The 16,867-nt window shown below is 67.3% G+C and carries 21 protein-coding genes; 17 read left to right on the top strand and 4 right to left on the bottom strand.

Annotated elements, in window-relative coordinates:
- Positions 1 to 153 precede the first annotated feature (153 nt).
- From JW897_RS14655 to JW897_RS14640, 4 genes are all read left to right on the top strand, one after another.
- Positions 154 to 879 (top strand): GntR family transcriptional regulator, encoded by a 726-nt coding sequence (locus JW897_RS14655; RefSeq protein ID WP_048412787.1) that lies wholly within the window; start codon positions 154 to 156, stop codon positions 877 to 879.
- Positions 880 to 955: 76 nt separating this feature from the next.
- Positions 956 to 2,227 carry an MFS transporter gene (locus JW897_RS14650; RefSeq protein WP_048412718.1) on the top strand — a complete coding sequence of 424 codons (1,272 nt, stop codon included), beginning with the start codon at positions 956 to 958 and terminating at the stop codon, positions 2,225 to 2,227.
- A 39-nt stretch (positions 2,228 to 2,266) separates the two neighbouring features.
- On the top strand, positions 2,267 to 2,530 hold the full coding sequence (locus tag JW897_RS14645) for a hypothetical protein (RefSeq protein WP_205466718.1): 264 nt from the start codon (positions 2,267 to 2,269) through the stop codon (positions 2,528 to 2,530).
- 11 nt (positions 2,531 to 2,541) lie between these two features.
- Positions 2,542 to 3,390, top strand: a complete 849-nt coding sequence (locus JW897_RS14640; RefSeq protein ID WP_205466716.1) for an amidohydrolase family protein — start codon at positions 2,542 to 2,544, stop codon at positions 3,388 to 3,390.
- Here JW897_RS14640 and JW897_RS14635 read toward each other — a convergent pair.
- Positions 3,344 to 3,715 carry a cupin domain-containing protein gene (locus tag JW897_RS14635; protein ID WP_048412719.1) on the bottom strand — a complete coding sequence of 124 codons (372 nt, stop codon included), beginning with the start codon at positions 3,713 to 3,715 and terminating at the stop codon, positions 3,344 to 3,346. The two genes, JW897_RS14640 and JW897_RS14635, sit on opposite strands and share 47 nt — an antisense overlap.
- Positions 3,716 to 4,108: 393 nt before the next feature.
- Between JW897_RS14635 and JW897_RS14630 the strand changes: the two genes are divergently transcribed.
- Together JW897_RS14630 and JW897_RS14625 are read left to right on the top strand one after the other, a co-directional pair.
- The gene (locus tag JW897_RS14630; RefSeq protein ID WP_205466714.1) at positions 4,109 to 4,906 is read left to right on the top strand and encodes a hypothetical protein; all 798 of its coding nucleotides are present in this window, start codon (positions 4,109 to 4,111) and stop codon (positions 4,904 to 4,906) included.
- 393 nt (positions 4,907 to 5,299) lie between these two features.
- On the top strand, positions 5,300 to 5,584 hold the full coding sequence (locus JW897_RS14625; RefSeq protein WP_156187748.1) for a hypothetical protein: 285 nt from the start codon (positions 5,300 to 5,302) through the stop codon (positions 5,582 to 5,584).
- Between the two features lie 52 nt (positions 5,585 to 5,636).
- On the opposite strand, the gene thiE is transcribed toward JW897_RS14625, so the two are convergent.
- Both thiE and thiD read right to left on the bottom strand, forming a co-directional pair.
- Positions 5,637 to 6,263, bottom strand: a complete 627-nt coding sequence (gene thiE, locus JW897_RS14620) for a thiamine phosphate synthase (protein ID WP_205466712.1) — start codon at positions 6,261 to 6,263, stop codon at positions 5,637 to 5,639.
- Positions 6,247 to 7,089 (bottom strand): bifunctional hydroxymethylpyrimidine kinase/phosphomethylpyrimidine kinase, encoded by an 843-nt coding sequence (gene thiD / locus JW897_RS14615; protein ID WP_048412724.1) that lies wholly within the window; start codon positions 7,087 to 7,089, stop codon positions 6,247 to 6,249. The genes thiE and thiD overlap by 17 nt, the downstream gene beginning before the upstream one ends.
- Before the next feature lie 108 nt (positions 7,090 to 7,197).
- On the opposite strand from thiD, the gene JW897_RS14610 reads away from it, so the two are divergent.
- The 11 genes from JW897_RS14610 (at position 7,198) to JW897_RS14560 (ending at position 15,903) form a co-directional block, all read left to right on the top strand.
- The gene (locus JW897_RS14610; RefSeq protein ID WP_039756174.1) at positions 7,198 to 7,362 is read left to right on the top strand and encodes a rubredoxin; all 165 of its coding nucleotides are present in this window, start codon (positions 7,198 to 7,200) and stop codon (positions 7,360 to 7,362) included.
- Between the two features lie 88 nt (positions 7,363 to 7,450).
- On the top strand, positions 7,451 to 8,269 hold the full coding sequence (locus JW897_RS14605; RefSeq protein WP_048412725.1) for a M48 family metallopeptidase: 819 nt from the start codon (positions 7,451 to 7,453) through the stop codon (positions 8,267 to 8,269).
- 2 nt (positions 8,270 to 8,271) lie between these two features.
- The gene (locus tag JW897_RS14600) at positions 8,272 to 8,628 is read left to right on the top strand and encodes an MmcQ/YjbR family DNA-binding protein (protein ID WP_048412726.1); all 357 of its coding nucleotides are present in this window, start codon (positions 8,272 to 8,274) and stop codon (positions 8,626 to 8,628) included.
- Positions 8,625 to 9,014 (top strand): VOC family protein, encoded by a 390-nt coding sequence (locus JW897_RS14595; RefSeq protein ID WP_205466710.1) that lies wholly within the window; start codon positions 8,625 to 8,627, stop codon positions 9,012 to 9,014. The genes JW897_RS14600 and JW897_RS14595 overlap by 4 nt, the downstream gene beginning before the upstream one ends.
- The gene (locus JW897_RS14590; protein ID WP_205466708.1) at positions 8,981 to 9,427 is read left to right on the top strand and encodes a CopD family protein; all 447 of its coding nucleotides are present in this window, start codon (positions 8,981 to 8,983) and stop codon (positions 9,425 to 9,427) included. Before JW897_RS14595 ends, JW897_RS14590 begins: the two co-directional genes overlap by 34 nt.
- A gap of 12 nt (positions 9,428 to 9,439) precedes the next feature.
- Positions 9,440 to 9,910, top strand: a complete 471-nt coding sequence (locus tag JW897_RS14585; protein ID WP_048412729.1) for a hypothetical protein — start codon at positions 9,440 to 9,442, stop codon at positions 9,908 to 9,910.
- Positions 9,911 to 9,922: 12 nt separating this feature from the next.
- Positions 9,923 to 10,384, top strand: coding sequence for a CYTH domain-containing protein (locus tag JW897_RS14580; protein ID WP_205466707.1), 462 nt, complete (start codon positions 9,923 to 9,925; stop codon positions 10,382 to 10,384).
- 155 nt (positions 10,385 to 10,539) lie between these two features.
- Entirely contained in the window at positions 10,540 to 11,817 is a 1,278-nt protein-coding gene (gene hemL / locus JW897_RS14575; RefSeq protein WP_205466705.1) for a glutamate-1-semialdehyde 2,1-aminomutase, read from the top strand.
- Positions 11,818 to 11,857: 40 nt separating this feature from the next.
- On the top strand, positions 11,858 to 14,584 hold the full coding sequence (locus tag JW897_RS14570) for a DEAD/DEAH box helicase (RefSeq protein WP_205466703.1): 2,727 nt from the start codon (positions 11,858 to 11,860) through the stop codon (positions 14,582 to 14,584).
- Positions 14,585 to 14,645: 61 nt separating this feature from the next.
- Entirely contained in the window at positions 14,646 to 15,104 is a 459-nt protein-coding gene (locus JW897_RS14565; RefSeq protein ID WP_205466702.1) for a hypothetical protein, read from the top strand.
- On the top strand, positions 15,091 to 15,903 hold the full coding sequence (locus JW897_RS14560; RefSeq protein WP_338030573.1) for a DUF2145 domain-containing protein: 813 nt from the start codon (positions 15,091 to 15,093) through the stop codon (positions 15,901 to 15,903). The genes JW897_RS14565 and JW897_RS14560 overlap by 14 nt, the downstream gene beginning before the upstream one ends.
- Positions 15,904 to 15,910: 7 nt before the next feature.
- On the opposite strand, the gene JW897_RS14555 is transcribed toward JW897_RS14560, so the two are convergent.
- A complete protein-coding gene (locus JW897_RS14555; RefSeq protein ID WP_205466700.1) occupies positions 15,911 to 16,819 on the bottom strand; it encodes a DMT family transporter in 909 nt (302 codons plus the stop codon).
- Positions 16,820 to 16,867: the final 48 nt, after the last annotated feature.

Below are 16,867 nucleotides of genomic sequence, written 5' to 3'. Positions count from 1 at the left end.
CTGTTCCTAGCTCCCTCCGCTGCTCTCCGCGCAAAACACCGTCCTTTAGTACAGATTTGCCCAGGTAAAACGTTTTAGCTCTTGTTTGGCGTTCGCTAATTTGTCATCGTTGCGGCCATCGAATTAATTCATATATATGACCATATGACCGACATGCGTCAGGCAGACCTTCGCCTGCCCCTGTACCAGCAAGTGCGCGACGCTTTGGCGCGCGACATCGCCAACCGGGTATGGAAGCCCGGCGAAGCCATCCCCACCGAGGCGGAGCTGGTGGGACGCTTCCACACCTCGATCGGCACCATCCGCAAGGCGGTGGATCAACTGGTGGCCGACGAAATGGTGGAACGCCGCCAAGGCAAGGGCACCTTCATCAAGCCGGCCAACTTCCAGTCCTCGCTGCTGCGCTTTTTCCGCTTTCACGACGCGGCGGGCAACTACCGCATCCCCGAGGCGAAAATCCTGCACCGCGAGCAGTTGACGCCGCCGCCGGCCATCGCGGACCACCTGCAACTGCAGTCCGGCGGACAGGCCATCCACCTGACCCGCTTGCGCTATCTGGACCGCGAGCCGCTGCTGGCCGAATCGATCTGGCTGCCGGCGACGCGTTTCCAGGCCCTGCTGGCCATTCCGCTGCCCAGCTTCGGCGATCTGCTGTACCCGCTGTACGAGGACTGCTGTCACCAGGTGGTGGCCTCCGCGCGCGAAACCCTGACCGCGGAAGCCATCGCCTCGCCGCACGCCGAGCTGCTGCAGCTCGCGCCGGGCACCCCGGCCATCGTGCTGGAACGCCTGGCCAAGGCCTACGACGGCAGCCCGCTGGAATGGCGCAGCGTGCGCGGCCGCGCCGACAAGTTCCGCTACCAGGCGGACATCCGCTGATTCCGCGCCGCCCGCGCCATGGCAGCGGCGCGGGGCGGCGCCTCGACAACAAGCAAAAACCATAAAGGGCAGCATCATGTTGCATTGGTATAAGCAGGTCTCGCCGGGCGAACGCAAAACCTTCTGGGGCTGTTTCGGCGGCTGGGCGCTGGACGCGCTGGACGTGCAGATGTTCAGCCTGGCCATCCCGGCGCTGATCGCCGCCTTCAGCCTGAGCAAGGCGGAGGCCGGGATGATAGGCAGCGTCACCCTGGTGGCCTCGGCGCTGGGCGGCTGGATCATGGGCGCGGTGTCGGACCGCGTCGGCAGGGTGTTGGCGCTGCAAATCACCATCGTCTGGTTCTCGCTGTTCACCCTGCTGTCCGGCTTTGCTCAGAGCTATGAGCAATTGCTGGTGTTCAAGGCGCTGCAGGGCTTCGGCTTCGGCGGCGAATGGGCCGCCGGCGCGGTGCTGATGGCCGAGATCATCCGGCCGGAGCACCGCGGCAAGGCGATGGCCTCGGTGCAAAGCGCCTGGGCGGTGGGCTGGGGCGCGTCGGTGCTGCTGTACTCGGCGATCTTCCTGCTGTTTCCGGCGGAAATCGCCTGGCGGGTGATGTTCGGCATCGGCATCCTGCCAGCCTTCTTCATCATCTATATCCGCCGCCACATTCCGGAACCGCCGCGCCGCGAACGCCAGGCGGCCGCCCCCGCGGTGCCGCTGCTGGACATCTTCAAACCCGACGTGCTGCGCATGACCCTGATCGGCTCCTTGATCGGCGTCGGCGCGCACGGCGGCTACGCCGCGCTGATGACCTGGCTGCCGATGTTCCTCAAGACCGAGCGCCATTTGTCCATTCTCGGCACCAGCGGCTATCTGGCGGTGATCATCGTCGCCTTCTGGTGCGGCTGCATGGCCAGCGCCTATCTGCTGGACCGCATCGGCCGCCGCCTCAACCTGCTGCTGTTCTCGGTCTGTTGCGTGGCCACGGTGCTGATCTACGTGTTCGCGCCGCTGAGCAATCCGCTGATGCTGTTCCTGGGCTTCCCGCTGGGTTTCTTCGCCGCCGGCATCCCCTCCAGCCTGGGCGCTCTGTTCAACGAACTCTACCCCACCGGCATCCGCGGCGCCGGCGTGGGCTTCTGCTACAACTTCGGCCGCATCCTGTCCGCCGGCTTTCCCCTGCTGGTCGGCTATCTGAGCGACGGCTGGACCTTGGGCGCCTCCATCGGCGTCAGCGCCGCGATGGCCTATTCCATCGTCGCGCTGGCCGTGTTCTGCCTGCCGGAAACCAAGGGCAAGCCGCTGAACGACAAGCTGCCGGACCCGAGCGGGCCGGAACCCCGCGACGCCCGCGCTTCGGCCTGAACGACGGGCGCGCCACTTCATCGAAATTGTGAGGTCACCATGGCATTAGACGAAATCGCCAACCAGATCACCGATGACGAGTTCGCCCTGGACACCATCCAGGGCGAGCGGGTCATCATCACCTCGCCCATCATTCTGGGCAGCGCCGGCAGCGAATGGGAGGGCTCGCCGATTTTCCGGCGCGACTACCTACTCGCCCTGTTGTCCCACAGCATCCGGCACAAAGTGCTGGACGCCGCCGACATCGACGCGGCGCTGGACCAGAGCGAGGCGCGCGGCGGCGCCTGTCAGGCCTGCGGCTGACCCCGGCGCCGATGATAGACGGGCACGCCCATATTTTCCTGCGCCAGCTGATAGGCACCGCTCCGCTGCGCTACAAGCCGTACCGGGACGCCCCCTTGCAGGCCTATCTGGCTCAGCTGGACCAGTTCGGCATCGCCGGCGGCGTGCTGGTGCAACCCAGCTTTCTGGGCAACGACAACCGCTATCTGCTGCAAGGCCTGCGCGAAAGCGAGGGCCGGCTGCGCGGCATCGCGGTGATCGCGCCGGACTGCCCGCTGCCGGTCATGCGCGCGATGGACCAGGCCGGCGTCGTCGGCCTGCGGCTGAACCTGATAGGCCGGCCGCTGCCGGACCTGGATTCGCCGGCGTGGCGCCGCTGCCTGGCGCATGCCGCCAGCCTGGACTGGCAAGTGGAAGTGCATCGCGCGGCGCAGGACTGGCCGGTCTTGCTGCCGCCGCTGCTGGCCGCCGGGGTCAAGGTGGTCATCGATCACTTCGGCCGGCCGCATCCGGCGCTGGGCGTGGACGACCCCGGCTTCCGCCGCATGCTGGACGCCGGCGCCGCCAGCGGCCGCGTCTGGGTCAAAATCTCCGCGGCCTACCGCAACGGCCTGGCCGGCCGCGGCGAGGACATCGCCCGCGCCGCGCTGCCGCTGCTGGACAGCGCGCTGGGGCCGGAGCGGCTGCTGTGGGGCAGCGATTGGCCGCACACCCAGTTCGGCTCCATCCGCTACGCCCGCACGCTGGAGCTGTTGGAGCAATGGCTGCCGGACGCTGAACGCCGCCGGCGCATCACCCACGACACCCCCGCCGAGCTGTTCCGCTTCGACGCGGCTAGAGGAAGTGGCGGTCGTCCGCCAGATGACTGGCCGGACAGCTGAACATCAACACCAGCGGCGCGGCGCCGGTGTTGCTGAGTTGATGCTGGGTATTGGCCGGCACCACGAAGGAGCTTTGCTCCGTCACCGCGTGGCTGCGCGCCGCGCCGGTGGCCACATCCACCAGCCGCATCTCGCCGCGGCCGCTGACGATATGATAATGCTCGTCGCCGTGGCGGTGATAATGACCGTTGATCGCCACCCCGGGGGCGATCTCGGTTAAATACGTGCTGAAACCGGCATCGCCGGCCAATTTCAAAATCTTGATGCCCACGCTCTTGTCGTAAACGCCGTTTTCAAGCTCCAGCTTCCAATCAATCACTTTCATGATATTCCTAACAAACCGCAATACAGGGACAAACCCATCATTAAAAACGCGTCATTATTTCAAAACTGCGCGCGTTTCGCGCCATCGCCGTGCGCTTTAATCCTTTAGTACAGTTAATCAAGGCCAAACAGCCATTCGGATTGACACTATCGAAACAAAAAACCTATAAGTGCCCAGCTTGGAGCCCGTTCAAAGCTTCGCGAACCAGAGCGAGACAAACCGTTGCGGCGGAAGAAGCCATGCGCGCCTACGGCGCATGTGTCTTTCGAAGCCGATTCCGGCGCTTTTTCCACCCATCCCGCCGACGCGCAGCAAACCTTGAACGGCTCGACGCGACAGCGAGGCTCACGCAGCGCTCTCCGACATTACAAACCTCCGCACCAGGCGCACACTATGGACTATCAGCTCGTCTCCCCTGAACGCTTCTCCGAAGAGCAAAGCGAATTCGTGGCTCAGTTCCGCCAATCCGTCTCCCAGATCTCCGGCCAGACCGACATGATCGTCGGCGCCAAAGACGCCAACTCCCGTCATCTGGCGTCCAGCGACGCCTACGCCAGGATCGTGGCGCTCAAACGCGGAGACGACGTGGTGGACCGTCTGGACAAGGAAATGCCCTGCGAAGGCACCGCCCAGTTCGCCGATTGCTATGTGCAGGAAGACCTGGCGCTGATGCAGACCTGCGACCCGGCGCGCAAGGTCTCCATCCTCAACGTGCACGAATACGGGGACGGCCTCAAGGCGCGGGTGTTCTCCAAGCACCTGCTCAAGCACGACGCGTCGCGCTCCATCCTGGGCACCATCTATTACGCTCATGAAATAGAAATCGCCAACTTCATCAACCTGATGCCCAATTACATTTTGGAATTCGGCGCCGGCTGCAGCATTGAACAGGTGCAGGGCGAATTGAAACTGCTTGACGTGGAATTGACGGAATACGAACAGGAAGTCTGCTTCCTGCTGCTGCTGAACTGGGACTTCAAGCAAATCGCCGATTTCATGAACAAATATCGGCCCAAGCCCAAAACCCGGGTGGCGGATTCGATTATCAAGAGCAAGAACTATATTTGCGAAAAACTGGGCCTGCCCTCGCAGCGGCGCGCCGAATTGTGCGACGCGCTGATTGCCGCCGGCATGCACCGCAAAATGCCGACCTCGCTTTTCAGCCGGCTGATCGGATCCAAACAGCTGTGATATCCAACGGGGTATTCTCCATTTTTCTGGAGTTACCCCATAAGCATAAAAACGCTATGCTCTGAGCCTGGAGCGGTAAACCGCGCGGCCGGGCTGCCATCCCATGCCGATATCGCCGGCCCATCACACGGCGAAGCCGAACGGCCGGCGCATCTCGCCGGCTCGCGCCTCCAGCGCGACGCCGCGGCGCCACACCGGGATGCCGGCCGCTCGACAATAAAAAACTTGAAACGCCGTCAGGCCAAGCCCCCTGCGCAACGCCAACTCCGTCTTCCGCCACGCGCGCCGCCCAAGGCGGCAGGCGCCGGCAAGGCGACGCCAGGGAAACGGCGCGGCGGCCATTTCAAGATCAACGCGGGCCAAAGAGAAACCATGATGCGACAGGAGTCAGCAATGAGCATACGCGCCTTGAATTATGGCAAGCATTCTGCAAGATCGTTATCGGGAATCGCCAGAAACGTGGAGGCCTTCGCGCTGGACACGATAGAAGGCGAACGCGTGATCATCACCCTGCCCGCCATCCAGGGCGAGCAAGGCAGCGAATGGGAAGGATCCTTGATTTTCCGCCACGACTACCTGCTTGAGCTGCTGGCGTACAGCGTGGAGCACGGCATCATCAAGCCCGGCGAGGTCAGCAAGGCCTTGATCGACGGCAGTTCGCGGCCCAGCCCAATCTAAGCCCGAGTCAGAGCATCGCCCACCCGCCGCGCCATGCGCGGCGGTTTTGCGTTCAGCGCCCGTTCCGGCGGCAAATTTCCGCCAGCTCCCGGGCCGCGGCGGCCGGATCCGCCGCGCCGAACACGCCGCCTATCACCGCGATCGAGTCCGCGCCGGCCGCCAGCGCCCGTTCGGCGTTGCCGGCGTCAATGCCGCCTATCGCCACCAGAGGCGCGTCCAAAGTCCGCGCGGCGGCGAACAGGCCCAACTCCGCGCGCGCCGCGTCCGGCTTGGTGCCGGAAGGAAACACCGCGCCGAAGGCGACATAGCTGGCGCCGGCCTCCACCGCCCGCCGCGCCCGCTCCAGGCTGTCGTAGCAAGACGCGCCTATCAGCGCGCCGGCGCCCAGCCGCCGCCGCGCCGCGCTCAACGCGCCGTCGTCTCGCCCCAAATGCACGCCGTCGGCCCCAACCCTCGCCGCCAGCTCCACGTCGTCGTTGACGATGAAAACCACGCCGCTGCGCCGGCACAGCTCCGCCAGCGTCCGCGCCTGCTCCAGACGCAAAGCCGCGTCCGGGCTCTTGTTGCGGTATTGCAGGATGTCGATGTGCGGCGCCGCCGCCTGCGTCAGGCTCAACAGTCTCGCGCTGTCCTCGGTGTCCGGCGTGATCGCGTACAGCCCCTTAAGCCTGGCCGGCATCGTCGTCCTCGTCGTCGCCGCGCGCCCAGAACATGCGGTCCGGCAGGAACTGGCCCATGCCGGGCCGGAAACCGTTCAGCAAGGATTGATAGGTGTACTCCTGCGCTTCGCGCACCGCTTCCGGCAGCAACAAACCGGTGGCCAACATGCCGGCGATGGCCGAGGCCAGCGTGCAGCCGGAACCGTGGTAGCTGCCCGGCAGGCGCTCCCAGTTGTCGGAGCGCACCAGGCCGCCGGGGCCGTACAGCTGGTTGACCACTTCCTTGGTGTTTTCGTGGGTGCCGGTGATCAGCAGATGCGGGCAGCCCAGCGCCAGGATGCGCTGCGCGCACTGCTCCAGCGTCAAATCCTCGTCCTCGTCGGCGTCGTTGCTGGCGATGCGGCGCGCCTCTATGCTGTTGGGCGTCAGGATGGACACCTGCGGGATCAACATGTCGCGCATCGCGGCGATCAAGTCCTCGTCGGCCAGTTCGTGGCCGCCGCCGCTGGCCAGCACCGGATCCAGCACCACCGGGATGTCCGGGTAGTCGGCGATCAGCTGCGCCACCACCGCCACGTTCTCCACGCTGCCCAACATGCCTATCTTGAAAGCGGTGACCGGGATGTCTTCCATCAGAAAGCGCGCCTGGTCATTGACCCAGTCCGCGTCCAGCACCATAAAGTCATTGATGCCGACGGTATCCTGCACCGTAATCGCGGTGATCACCGACAAAGGATGGCATCCCAGGCTGGCCAGCGTCAGAATATCGGCCTGGATGCCTGCGCCGCCGGAAGGGTCCGAGCCCGCCAGGGTGAGAACCACGGGAGGAGTGGGCTGAGTGGTCAAGACTGAAACCTCTTCGTTCTGTATAGGGTCGGAGCGGCCGGCGGGCGCATTGTCAGTGTCGCGGACCACTCTTAGAATAACTGTTTTACTCGATCACAAGGTGATGCGATGCGTACTTGGATGTGTCTGATCTGCGGCTTTATCTACGACGAGGAAGCCGGCCGTCCGGAGGATGGTATCCCGCCGGGCACCAAGTGGGAAGACATTCCGCCCAACTGGACCTGCCCGGACTGCGACGCGCGCAAGGACGATTTCGAAATGGTGGAAATCTGAGCCGGCGCCGCCCGCGTCCGCCGCGATCTTCCGCCGCGCCGCCGCCCGCCGCCCAGGCGACGCCCGGCGCTCAAGAGGCCATACCGCAATGAAAAGTTTCTGGAGCAAAACCCTGGCCGGCCTGCTGGTCGCCGCCGCCCTCGCCGGCTGTGCCCAGGTCAACACCACCCAGGGCGGCGCCGTCGGCGTCAGCCGCGGCCAGACCATGCTGCTGTCCAGCCAGGAAGTGGAGCAGATGTCGGCCAAGTCCTACGCCCAGCAGCTGGGCAAGTCGCGCGCCGCCGGACAGCTCAACGCCGACGCGGCGATGACGGCGCGGGTGCGCAAGATCTCCCAGCGCCTGATCGCCCAGGCGCCGGTGTTCCGCCCCGACGCCGCCAAATGGCGCTGGGAAGTCAATGTGATGCGCAACGACGAGCCCAACGCCTACGCGATGGCCGGCGGCAAGATCATGGTCTACTCCGGCCTGATCACCAAACTCAAGCTGAGCGACGCCGAACTAGCCGCCGTCATCGGCCACGAAATCTCGCACGCGCTGCGCGAGCACTCGCGCGAAAGCATGAGCCAGGCCTACGCTCAGCAAGTGGGCTTGTCCTTGGTGGGAGCGGTGGCCGGCCTCAGGCAGAGCCAGATGGACATGGCGGCGATGGCCGCCGACGTGGCGCTGTCCAAGCCCAATAGCCGCACCATGGAATCCGAAGCCGACATCATGGGCCTGGAACTGATGGCGCGCGCCGGCTACGACCCCAACGCCGCGGTCAATGTCTGGAACAAGATGCAGGCCGCCGGCAACGGCGGCGGCGTGGAATTCCTGTCCACCCACCCGTCCGGCCCCACCCGCATCCGCGACCTGCAACAGCGCATCCCGCAAGTGATGCCGCTGTACCAGGCGGCGAAGAAGGCGTGAACATGGCCCTGCGCAAAGAGGATGTGGACGCGCTGCTGGCCCGGGCCCGCGCCTTGCCGGGCGCCGAGTTCGACGTCAAATGGGAAACCCGGCGCGTGCTCAGTCTGGAGCGCAAGATGTTCGCCCTGTTCCACGACGACTCGGTGATGTACAAGGTGGCCGACGACGACTTTCTGGTCCTCAGCGGCCTGCCCGGCGTGCGGCCGGCGCCGTATCTGGCGCGGGCGCGCTGGATAGAGGTGTCGTCGCTGGAGGCGCTGAGCCTGGAGCAGCTGCACGACGGCCTCGCCGACGCGCGCCGGCTGGTGCTGGCCAAACTGCCCAAGGCGGTCAGACAACGCTACGAGGCCAGCGCGTGAGCGCAGCCGGGCCCATCGCCGCGGTGCTGATTCACGTCGCCGATTGGCGCGCCGGACTCGCCTGGTATCAGCGGGCTTTTCCATCGGCGCAAGCCGTAGACCTGCCTGAGTTCGACTTCGCCTGCCTGGAATGGCAGGGCGTCCGGCTGGAAATCGTGCGGGCCGACGCCAAGGTGGGCTCAGGCGCGGCCGGCAGCGTCGTCTATTGGCGCAGCGGCGACCTGGACGCCGACATCCATCGGCTGACCGGGCTGGGCGCCGCCTTGTATCGCGGCCCGCTGGCGATAGAAGATCAACTGGGCATCTGCCAATTGCGGGACCCATGGGGCAATTGCATCGGTTTGCGCGGCCCATGGACGCCCTCTTCAAGCACAAGGACATCGTGAGCTACCTTTACCTGAAAGCCTTTCACATCTTCTTCGTGGTGTCCTGGTTCGCCGGGCTGTTCTACCTGCCGCGCCTCTACGTCAATCTGGCGCTGGCGGAGCAGGACGCCGAATACCAGCGCCTGCTGCTGATGGCGCGCAAACTGTACCGTTTCATGACTCCGCTGGGCGCGCTGGCGCTGGCCACCGGTCTTGGACTGTGGTTGGGCTTCGGCATCGGCGGCGGCTGGCTGCACGCCAAGCTGACCCTGGTCCTGCTGCTGGTCGGCTACCACGGCTGGTGCGGCAAGCTCTACCGCGACTTCGTCGCCAAAACCAACCGCCGCGGCCACCGCTGGTTCCGCGTGTTCAACGAGCTGCCGGTGCTGGTGCTGCTGGCGGTGGTGATCCTGGTAGTGGTCAAACCATTCTAAGGAGATCGACGCATGCGCAAATGGATTGCATTGTGGCTGGGCTGCCTGCCCGCCTGGGCCGCCACCCCGCTGCCGCCCAAACCGGCGCTGCCGCCGGAAGTGGTCGCCACGCTGCGCCGCGACGGCGCCGAGTTGCTGCGGCTGCCGATGTGCGTGGACGCCAAAGGTGCCTTCTCCGGCCAGCGCGAAGTGGGCGACGCCCTGCTCAGCGTCGGCGGCACCATCGCCGCGGCGCGCGCCCAGCACAAGCCGCTGCTGAGCGCCAGCGCCAGCTGGAGCGACCAGGACGGCAAACGCGTGGTCAGCGCCCAGACTCTGATCGGCGCTCAGCCGGAACTGGTGGGCAGCTGGCCGCAACGCGCCACGCCTTACGGCCAGAGCAGCGGCGTGGTGCCCCAGCAAAGCAGCCTGTCGCTGTATCTGCAGATCTCGCCGCGGGCGGAGGCCTGCGGTAAACCCAAGGGCGAACAGATCGCCCGCTAGGAGTACGTATACATGGCTGTGGAAATCGAACGCCGCTTCATCGTCGTCGGCGACGCCTGGCGCGGCCTGGCCCCCGGCGTGCAATATCGCCAGGGCTATCTGTCGGTGGAAAAGGAGCGCACCGTGCGCGTGCGCGTGGTCGGAGATCAGGCCTGGCTGACGCTGAAAAGCAATATCAGCAACGTCAGCCGCCACGAATTCGAATACCCGGTGCCGCTGGCCGACGCGCAAACCATCATGGCGGCGATGTGCCCGATGGTGGTGGACAAGCTGCGCCATCGCATCGAGCACGGCGGCTTCGTCTGGGAAGTGGACGAATTTTTCGGCGACAACGCCGGCCTGGTGCTGGCGGAAATCGAACTGCCGGATGAAAGCACCCCTTTCGACCAGCCTGCCTGGATAGGCGAGGAAGTCACCGAGGACGGCCGCTACACCAACGCCTATCTGTCCAAGAACCCCTATAGCCGCTGGTAGTCTCTCCCCGCTTATCCACAGCGACTCGCCCAAGCTTTGACTTATCCACACCCCCCGGCCACCGGCCTCGGTTAAAATGGCGGCCGACGGCGGGCTTCGCGCCCGCCCCAATCCGAATACATCCGCGGCCGCGGCCGCCCGACAAGGAAACGCACATGTCCCGCAATCTGGAACTGTTTGAACGTGGCAAGAAATCCATCCCCGGCGGCGTCAACTCGCCGGTGCGCGCCTTCGGCCAGGTAGGCGGTACGCCGCGCTTCGTCAAGCGCGCCGAAGGCGCCTATTTCTGGGACGCCGACGACAAACAGTATCTGGACTACGTCGGCTCCTGGGGTCCGGCCATCGTCGGTCACGCCCACCCGGAGGTGGTGAGCGCGGTGCAGCAAGCGGCCGTCGGCGGCCTGTCCTTCGGCGCGCCCACCGAGGGCGAAGTGCTGATCGCCGAGGAAATCCGCAAGCTGCTGCCCTCGATCGAGCAAGTGCGGCTGGTCTCCTCCGGCACCGAAGCCACCATGTCGGCGATCCGCCTGGCGCGCGGCTTCACCGGCCGCGATCTGATCGTCAAGTTCGAAGGCTGCTACCACGGCCACTCCGACAGCCTGCTGGTCAAGGCCGGCTCCGGCCTGCTCACCTTCGGCAACCCGTCCTCCGGCGGCGTGCCGGCAGACTGCACCAAACACACCCTGGTGCTGCAGTACAACGATGTCGAACAACTGGAAAAGACCTTCCGCGAAATCGGCGGCCAGATCGCCTGCGTGATCCTGGAGCCCATCGCCGGCAATATGAATTTGATCCAGCCGTCGGCCGAGTTCGTCCAGGCGCTGCGCAGCCTGACCGAACAGCACGGCGCGGTGCTGATCTACGACGAGGTGATGACCGGCTTCCGCGTGGCGCTGAACTGCGCCCAGGGCCTGCACGGCGTCAAGCCGGACCTGACCACGCTGGGCAAGGTAGTGGGCGGCGGCATGCCGCTGGCGGCCTTTGGCGGCCGCGCCGACATCATGGCCTGCATCGCGCCGCTGGGCAACGTCTACCAGGCCGGCACCCTGTCCGGCAATCCGCTGTCGGTGGCCGCCGGCCTGGCCACCCTCAAGCTGATCCAGCAGCCGGGCTTCCATGAAACGCTGGGCCGCCGCACCGCGCGCCTGGCCCAGGGCCTGGCCGACGCCGCGCGCGCGGCCGGCGTGACCCTGAGCAGCGACAGCGTGGGCGGCATGTTCGGCTTCTACTTCAGCGAACACGCGCCCAAGTCCTACGCCGAAGCCACCCGCTGCGACATCGAACGCTTCAAGCGCTTCTTCCACGCGATGCTGGACGAAGGCGTCTACCTGGCGCCGTCCGCCTACGAAGCCGGCTTCGTCTCCAGCGCCCACAGCGACGAGATCATCGAGCAGACCATCGCCGCCGCCGGCCGCGCGCTGAGCCGCGTCTAAGCCTGAACGCCGCCGCCTCCGCGCGGCGGCTCTTTCCCGCATGCACCTCCCCCCCACCCGCCTGGCCTGGCGGCTGCGCGTCGAAGCCTCCGGCGTCGATCTGCAACCCTGCGCGCAAACGCCGGGCCCCGACGGCTACGGCCGCGGCCGGCGCTTGCCGCTGGGCAGGCTGCTGGCCGAACAGGACGGCCTGGACTGGCTCAGCGGCCAGGACCGGCTGATCCTGCGCGCGCTGGCCGACTTGCAGGCCGACATCGCCGCCGACCACCACGCGGCGCTGGACGCGCTCGCCGCGCTGCCGCTGTTGGTCGGCCACCCGGCGCTGTACTGGGCCGACGCGCCGGAACAGCCGCTGCGGGTGGAAGCCGGCCAGGTGGCGCTGGAACTGGAGCGCCAGGGCGAGCAGATCGCGCTGCGGCTGAGCCCGCCCGGCATCGCCGCCTGCGCCGGCGTGTTGTGGCGCAAGCTGGCGCCGGACCGGCTCGCGGTATATCGGCTGGACGAGGAAGTGCGCCAGATCGCCGCCCTGCTCGGCCATAGCCTGAGCCTGCCCTGGCATGCCCGCAAGAAAGTGCTGGACGCCATCCGCGACATCGCGCCGGAGTTGCCCCTGCACGATGTCAGCGCCAGCTTCGACGACAGCCTGCCCAGCCAGCCGGCCGACGCCGTTCTGCGCGCGTTGCTGCGGCTGGACGACTCTGGCCTGCGGCTGCAGCTGAAAGTGCGCCCGCATCCGGCCAGCGCGCTGTACGCGCCCGGCCGCGGCGCGCCCGGCCTGGTGGTGAGCGTGGACGGCGCCGCCCTGCAACTCAAACGCGACCTTCCCGCCGAACGCGCCCGCCTGCGCCGGGTCCACGCCGCCTGCCCGACGCTCGCCGCCGCGCGCCGCGACGGCGACGAATGGGTGGTGGACGGCCAACAGGCGGCCTTAGACCTGCTGGCCGCGCTGCAAGCGCTGGACGCGGACACCCTGCAGTGCGAATGGCCGGCCGGCCAGCGGCAGCGCATCCGCGCCGGCGTCGGCCTGCCGCAGCTGAAACTGAGCGCCAAACGCAAGGGCGTCTGGCTGGAAGTAGACGGCGAACTGGGACTGGACGACGGCAACATCCTGGCGCTGCGCCACCTGCTGGAAGCGCTGGCCGGCCAGCCCGGCCGTTACCTGCGCCTGTCCGACGGCGACTGGCTGGCGCTGTCCGACTCGCTGGCCGCGCGCCTACGCCAGCTGACGCTGCTGGCCGACCACGCCGCGCCCGGCGGCCTGCGGCTGAGCCCGCTGGCCGCGCCGCGGCTGGGCGAACTGGCGGCCGAGGCCGGCGCCTTCGACGGCGACGCGGGCTGGCAGGAGCAATGGCGGCGGCTGCAATCGCTGCAAGACTTCGAGCCCGAAGTGCCGTCCTCCCTGCGCGCCACGCTGCGGCCTTACCAACAGCAAGGCTACAACTGGCTGGCGCGGCTGGCCCACTGGGGCGCCGGCGCCTGCCTGGCCGACGACATGGGCCTGGGCAAGACGGTGCAGACGCTGGCGCTCTTGCTCAGCCGCGCCGCGCTCGGCCCGCAGTTGGTGGTGGCGCCCACCTCGGTGGCGCTGAACTGGCTGGCCGAAGCCGCCCGCTTCGCGCCCGGCCTGCGGCTGCTCCCCTACCAACAGCACCGGCGGCTGGACGCCGTCGGCCCCGGCGATCTGGTGGTGGCCAGCTACGGCCTGCTGCAACGCGACGCCGACGCCTTCGCCGAGGTGCGCTGGGCCAGCGTGGTGCTGGACGAGGCGCAGGCGATCAAAAACGCCGCCAGCCAGCGCGCCCAGGCCGCCCACGCGCTCTACGCCGATTTCCGCCTGGCCGCCAGCGGCACCCCGGTGGAAAACCACCTGGGCGAGTTGTGGAGCCTGTTCCGCTTCGTCGCGCCCGGCCTGCTGGGCAACGAGGACAAATTCCAGCAGCGCTTCGCCCAGCCCATCGCCGACGGCGACGAGGACGCCCGCGAAGCGCTGAAAGCGCTGATCCGCCCCTACCTGCTGCGCCGCACCAAGCAACAGGTGCTGACCGAACTGCCGCCGCGCACCGACATCACCCGCGCCATTCCGCTGAGCGAGGCGGAGATGGAGGTCTACGAGGCGATGCGCCAGCAGGCGCTGGACAAGTTGGCCCAGCCGGGCGAGGCCGAGGGCGGCGCGATGCAGGTGCTGGCCGAACTGACCCGGCTGCGCCGCTTCTGCTGCCACCCGACGCTGACCCAGCCGGACAGCGCGCTGCCCGCCGCCAAACAGACGCTGTTCCGCGAACTGATGCTGGAGCTGCTGGACAACGGCCACAAGGCGCTGGTGTTCAGCCAGTTCGTCGATCACCTCGCCATCGTCCGCCGCTGGCTGGACCAGCAAGGCATTCGCTACCAATACCTGGACGGCGCGGTGCCCGGCGCGCAGCGCAAGGCGCGCATGGACGCCTTTCAGGCCGGCGACGGCGAGGTGTTCCTGATCAGCCTGAAAGCCGGCGGCACCGGCCTCAACCTGACCGCCGCCGACTACGTGATCCACCTCGACCCGTGGTGGAATCCGGCGGTGGAGGACCAGGCCAGCGACCGCGCCTACCGCATGGGCCAGCAGCGGCCGGTGACGGTGTACCGGCTGGTGGCCCAGCACACCATAGAAGAAAAGATCGTGGCGCTGCACGCCAGCAAGCGCGAGCTGGCCGACAGCCTGCTGGACGGCGGCGACCTCAGCGCGCGGCTGGACGGCGCGGCGCTGTTGGCACTATTGCGCCAAGACTGAGCATTGCCCTTTTGTCATAAAAAGGGCAAGCTGACGTCATTTCACTGATTCAGGATTATCCATGCGCAAAGCCATCCTGCTGTCCAGCCTGCTGCTGTCCGCGCTGCCCGCCTGGGCCGGCCTGTCCCAGACCGACACCGCCTCCGAGAAAATCTCCGTCGGCACCCTGTCCATCGTCGCCGCTCCGGCGATCAGCGTGGCCGGCAGCGCCCAGGGCAAGGGCGAATCGCTGATGGCCCCGGTGCTGGCGGTGACCGGCAGCGCCTATGTGATCACCGGCCTGGCCCAGGGCGCCGGCGACACCGTCAAGATGTCGCTGGACGCGGTGCAGGGCGGCGCCAAGCTGGTGGTGGAGTTGTCCGGCAAGGCGCTGAAAGCCACCGGCGCGGCGATCGGCGCCTCGGTGCAAGTGAGCGCGGTGGCCAGCGGCACCATGCTGGTGACCTCCGGCAAAGTGCTGGCCTTCATCCCCAACAAACTGGGCGAAGCCCTGCTGGAGCACAATCGTGTCCCGTCCTGACGCTCTGCCCGTCCGCCTCGCCGGCCTGGGTCTGGCGCTCTGCCTGCTGCTGCCTCAAGCCGCCCAGGCCGGCCGCAGTTGCGAGGAACAAACCATCACCCCGGCCACCTTCGGCAAGGCGATGGCCGCCGCCGAACAGCTGCGGCAGAAACTGGACGCCAGCGGCGGCGACGTCGCGGTGATCGGCCGCATCGGCCAGGATTTGTCGCGCTTCAAGCTGCGCTACACCCATGTCGGCATCGCCTACCGGCAGCCGGAAGGCCGCTGGCGCGTCGCCCATCTGCTCAACGACTGCGGCAGCGCCAGTTCCGACCTGTGGTACGAGGGCCTGGGCAATTTCTTCCTCGACGATATGCACTCCTTCGAATCGGTGGCGCTGCTGCCGCCGCCGGCGCTGGCCGCGCGGCTGCGCGAACGGCTGCAAGCGCCGCCGCGGCTGCGCGAGCTGCACACCCCGCAATACAGCCTGCTGGCCTACCCCTTCGCCACCCGCTACGAAAACTCCAACACCTGGGTGCTGGAGACGCTGGCGGCCTCGGCCAGCCGGGAGGCCCGCATCGCCAACCGCGAACAGGCGCAGATGTGGCTCAAGCTCAACGGCTACGCGCCCACCGAGCTCAAGCTGGGGCCGTTGACGCGGCTGGGCGGCCGCATGTTCAAGGCCAATGTCGCCTTCGACGACCACCCCAGCGAGATGCGCTACGCCGACCGCATCCAGACCGTGACCGTGGATTCGGTGATGAACTTCCTGCAGGCCCGCAACGAGGGCTGGCAAGTGCTGGAAATCCCCGCGCCCTGACTTGATCTCAGCGGGCGCCGCACGCCGCCGGCACAGCCGGTGCAAGCGCTGCCGGCTCCCGCGCCGCCAACCAGGCGCCCAGGCTGACGCAGACCAGGCCGGCGGCCAGGTAGCCGGTCAGCGGCTCGTCCAGCAAGGGCACCGCCAACAAGCCGGCCAGGACCGGAATCAGCGCAAACAGCATCCCCACCCGCACCGCGCCCAGCGCCGCGATGGCGCGCAGATACAGCAACATCGCCACGATGGCCGCCGCGCCGCCCTGATACGCCGCCTGGAACAACAGCGCCGGCCAGGGCGCCGCCGCCAGATGCTTGGGCAGCCACAGCAGATAGATCGGCAGATAGAGCATCGCCGCCATGATGGTGATCGCCCGCGTCAGCGGCCAGGCCGGATAGGCCCAGCGCCGCGCCAGCACGCCGAAAGCCGCCCAGCTCAAAGAGGCCAGCAACAACAGCAGATCGCCGATCCAGGCATCGCCGCCGGCGCCGGCGAACAGCGGCGCCGCGCTCAGGGCCAGACCGGCGCCGATCAGCGCGTAGCCGGGCAGCTTGTGACGCCGCAGGCGCTCCCCGGTCAGCCACCAGGCGAACAAGGCCACCAGAAAGGGCTGCATGCCCGGCAGCAGCAGGCCGCCGTGCGCCGCCGGCGCGTATTTGAAGCCGCTGTAGGCGAACAGGCTGACGCCCAGGCCGCCCAACAGGGTCAGCAGCCATAGCCGCGCGTCGCGCAAGGCGCCGCTCGGCAAGCCGCCGCACAGCAGCAGGATCAGCGCGGCGACGCCGACGCGCAGCGCCAGCATGTCGGTGCCGGTCAGCGCGCTCTTGCCGGCGATGCGCGACACGATGTTGAAGCCGGTCCAGATGGCGACGGCGCCGAAGGCGGCCAGATAGCCTTGGCGCGAGGAAACGGTGGACATATGCACTCTCCGGAAATGGGAATGCTTGCATGCTAGCTCGCGCGCGTC

The sequence above is a fragment of the Chromobacterium alkanivorans genome (genome assembly GCF_016937655.1).
Lineage (GTDB): Bacteria > Pseudomonadota > Gammaproteobacteria > Burkholderiales > Chromobacteriaceae > Chromobacterium > Chromobacterium alkanivorans.
This window is presented reverse-complemented; position numbering and strand designations above follow the sequence as displayed.

Coding starts and splice junctions, on each gene's coding strand:
- JW897_RS14655 (WP_048412787.1), top strand. CDS start 154: ATGCGTCAGGCAGACCTTCGCCTGCCCCTGTACCAGCAAGTGCGCGAC.
- JW897_RS14650 (WP_048412718.1), top strand. CDS start 956: ATGTTGCATTGGTATAAGCAGGTCTCGCCGGGCGAACGCAAAACCTTC.
- JW897_RS14645 (WP_205466718.1), top strand. CDS start 2,267: ATGGCATTAGACGAAATCGCCAACCAGATCACCGATGACGAGTTCGCC.
- JW897_RS14640 (WP_205466716.1), top strand. CDS start 2,542: ATGATAGACGGGCACGCCCATATTTTCCTGCGCCAGCTGATAGGCACC.
- JW897_RS14635 (WP_048412719.1), bottom strand. CDS start 3,715: ATGAAAGTGATTGATTGGAAGCTGGAGCTTGAAAACGGCGTTTACGAC.
- JW897_RS14630 (WP_205466714.1), top strand. CDS start 4,109: ATGGACTATCAGCTCGTCTCCCCTGAACGCTTCTCCGAAGAGCAAAGC.
- JW897_RS14625 (WP_156187748.1), top strand. CDS start 5,300: ATGAGCATACGCGCCTTGAATTATGGCAAGCATTCTGCAAGATCGTTA.
- thiE (WP_205466712.1), bottom strand. CDS start 6,263: ATGCCGGCCAGGCTTAAGGGGCTGTACGCGATCACGCCGGACACCGAG.
- JW897_RS14610 (WP_039756174.1), top strand. CDS start 7,198: ATGCGTACTTGGATGTGTCTGATCTGCGGCTTTATCTACGACGAGGAA.
- JW897_RS14605 (WP_048412725.1), top strand. CDS start 7,451: ATGAAAAGTTTCTGGAGCAAAACCCTGGCCGGCCTGCTGGTCGCCGCC.
- JW897_RS14600 (WP_048412726.1), top strand. CDS start 8,272: ATGGCCCTGCGCAAAGAGGATGTGGACGCGCTGCTGGCCCGGGCCCGC.
- JW897_RS14590 (WP_205466708.1), top strand. CDS start 8,981: ATGGACGCCCTCTTCAAGCACAAGGACATCGTGAGCTACCTTTACCTG.
- JW897_RS14585 (WP_048412729.1), top strand. CDS start 9,440: ATGCGCAAATGGATTGCATTGTGGCTGGGCTGCCTGCCCGCCTGGGCC.
- JW897_RS14580 (WP_205466707.1), top strand. CDS start 9,923: ATGGCTGTGGAAATCGAACGCCGCTTCATCGTCGTCGGCGACGCCTGG.
- hemL (WP_205466705.1), top strand. CDS start 10,540: ATGTCCCGCAATCTGGAACTGTTTGAACGTGGCAAGAAATCCATCCCC.
- JW897_RS14570 (WP_205466703.1), top strand. CDS start 11,858: ATGCACCTCCCCCCCACCCGCCTGGCCTGGCGGCTGCGCGTCGAAGCC.
- JW897_RS14565 (WP_205466702.1), top strand. CDS start 14,646: ATGCGCAAAGCCATCCTGCTGTCCAGCCTGCTGCTGTCCGCGCTGCCC.
- JW897_RS14555 (WP_205466700.1), bottom strand. CDS start 16,819: ATGTCCACCGTTTCCTCGCGCCAAGGCTATCTGGCCGCCTTCGGCGCC.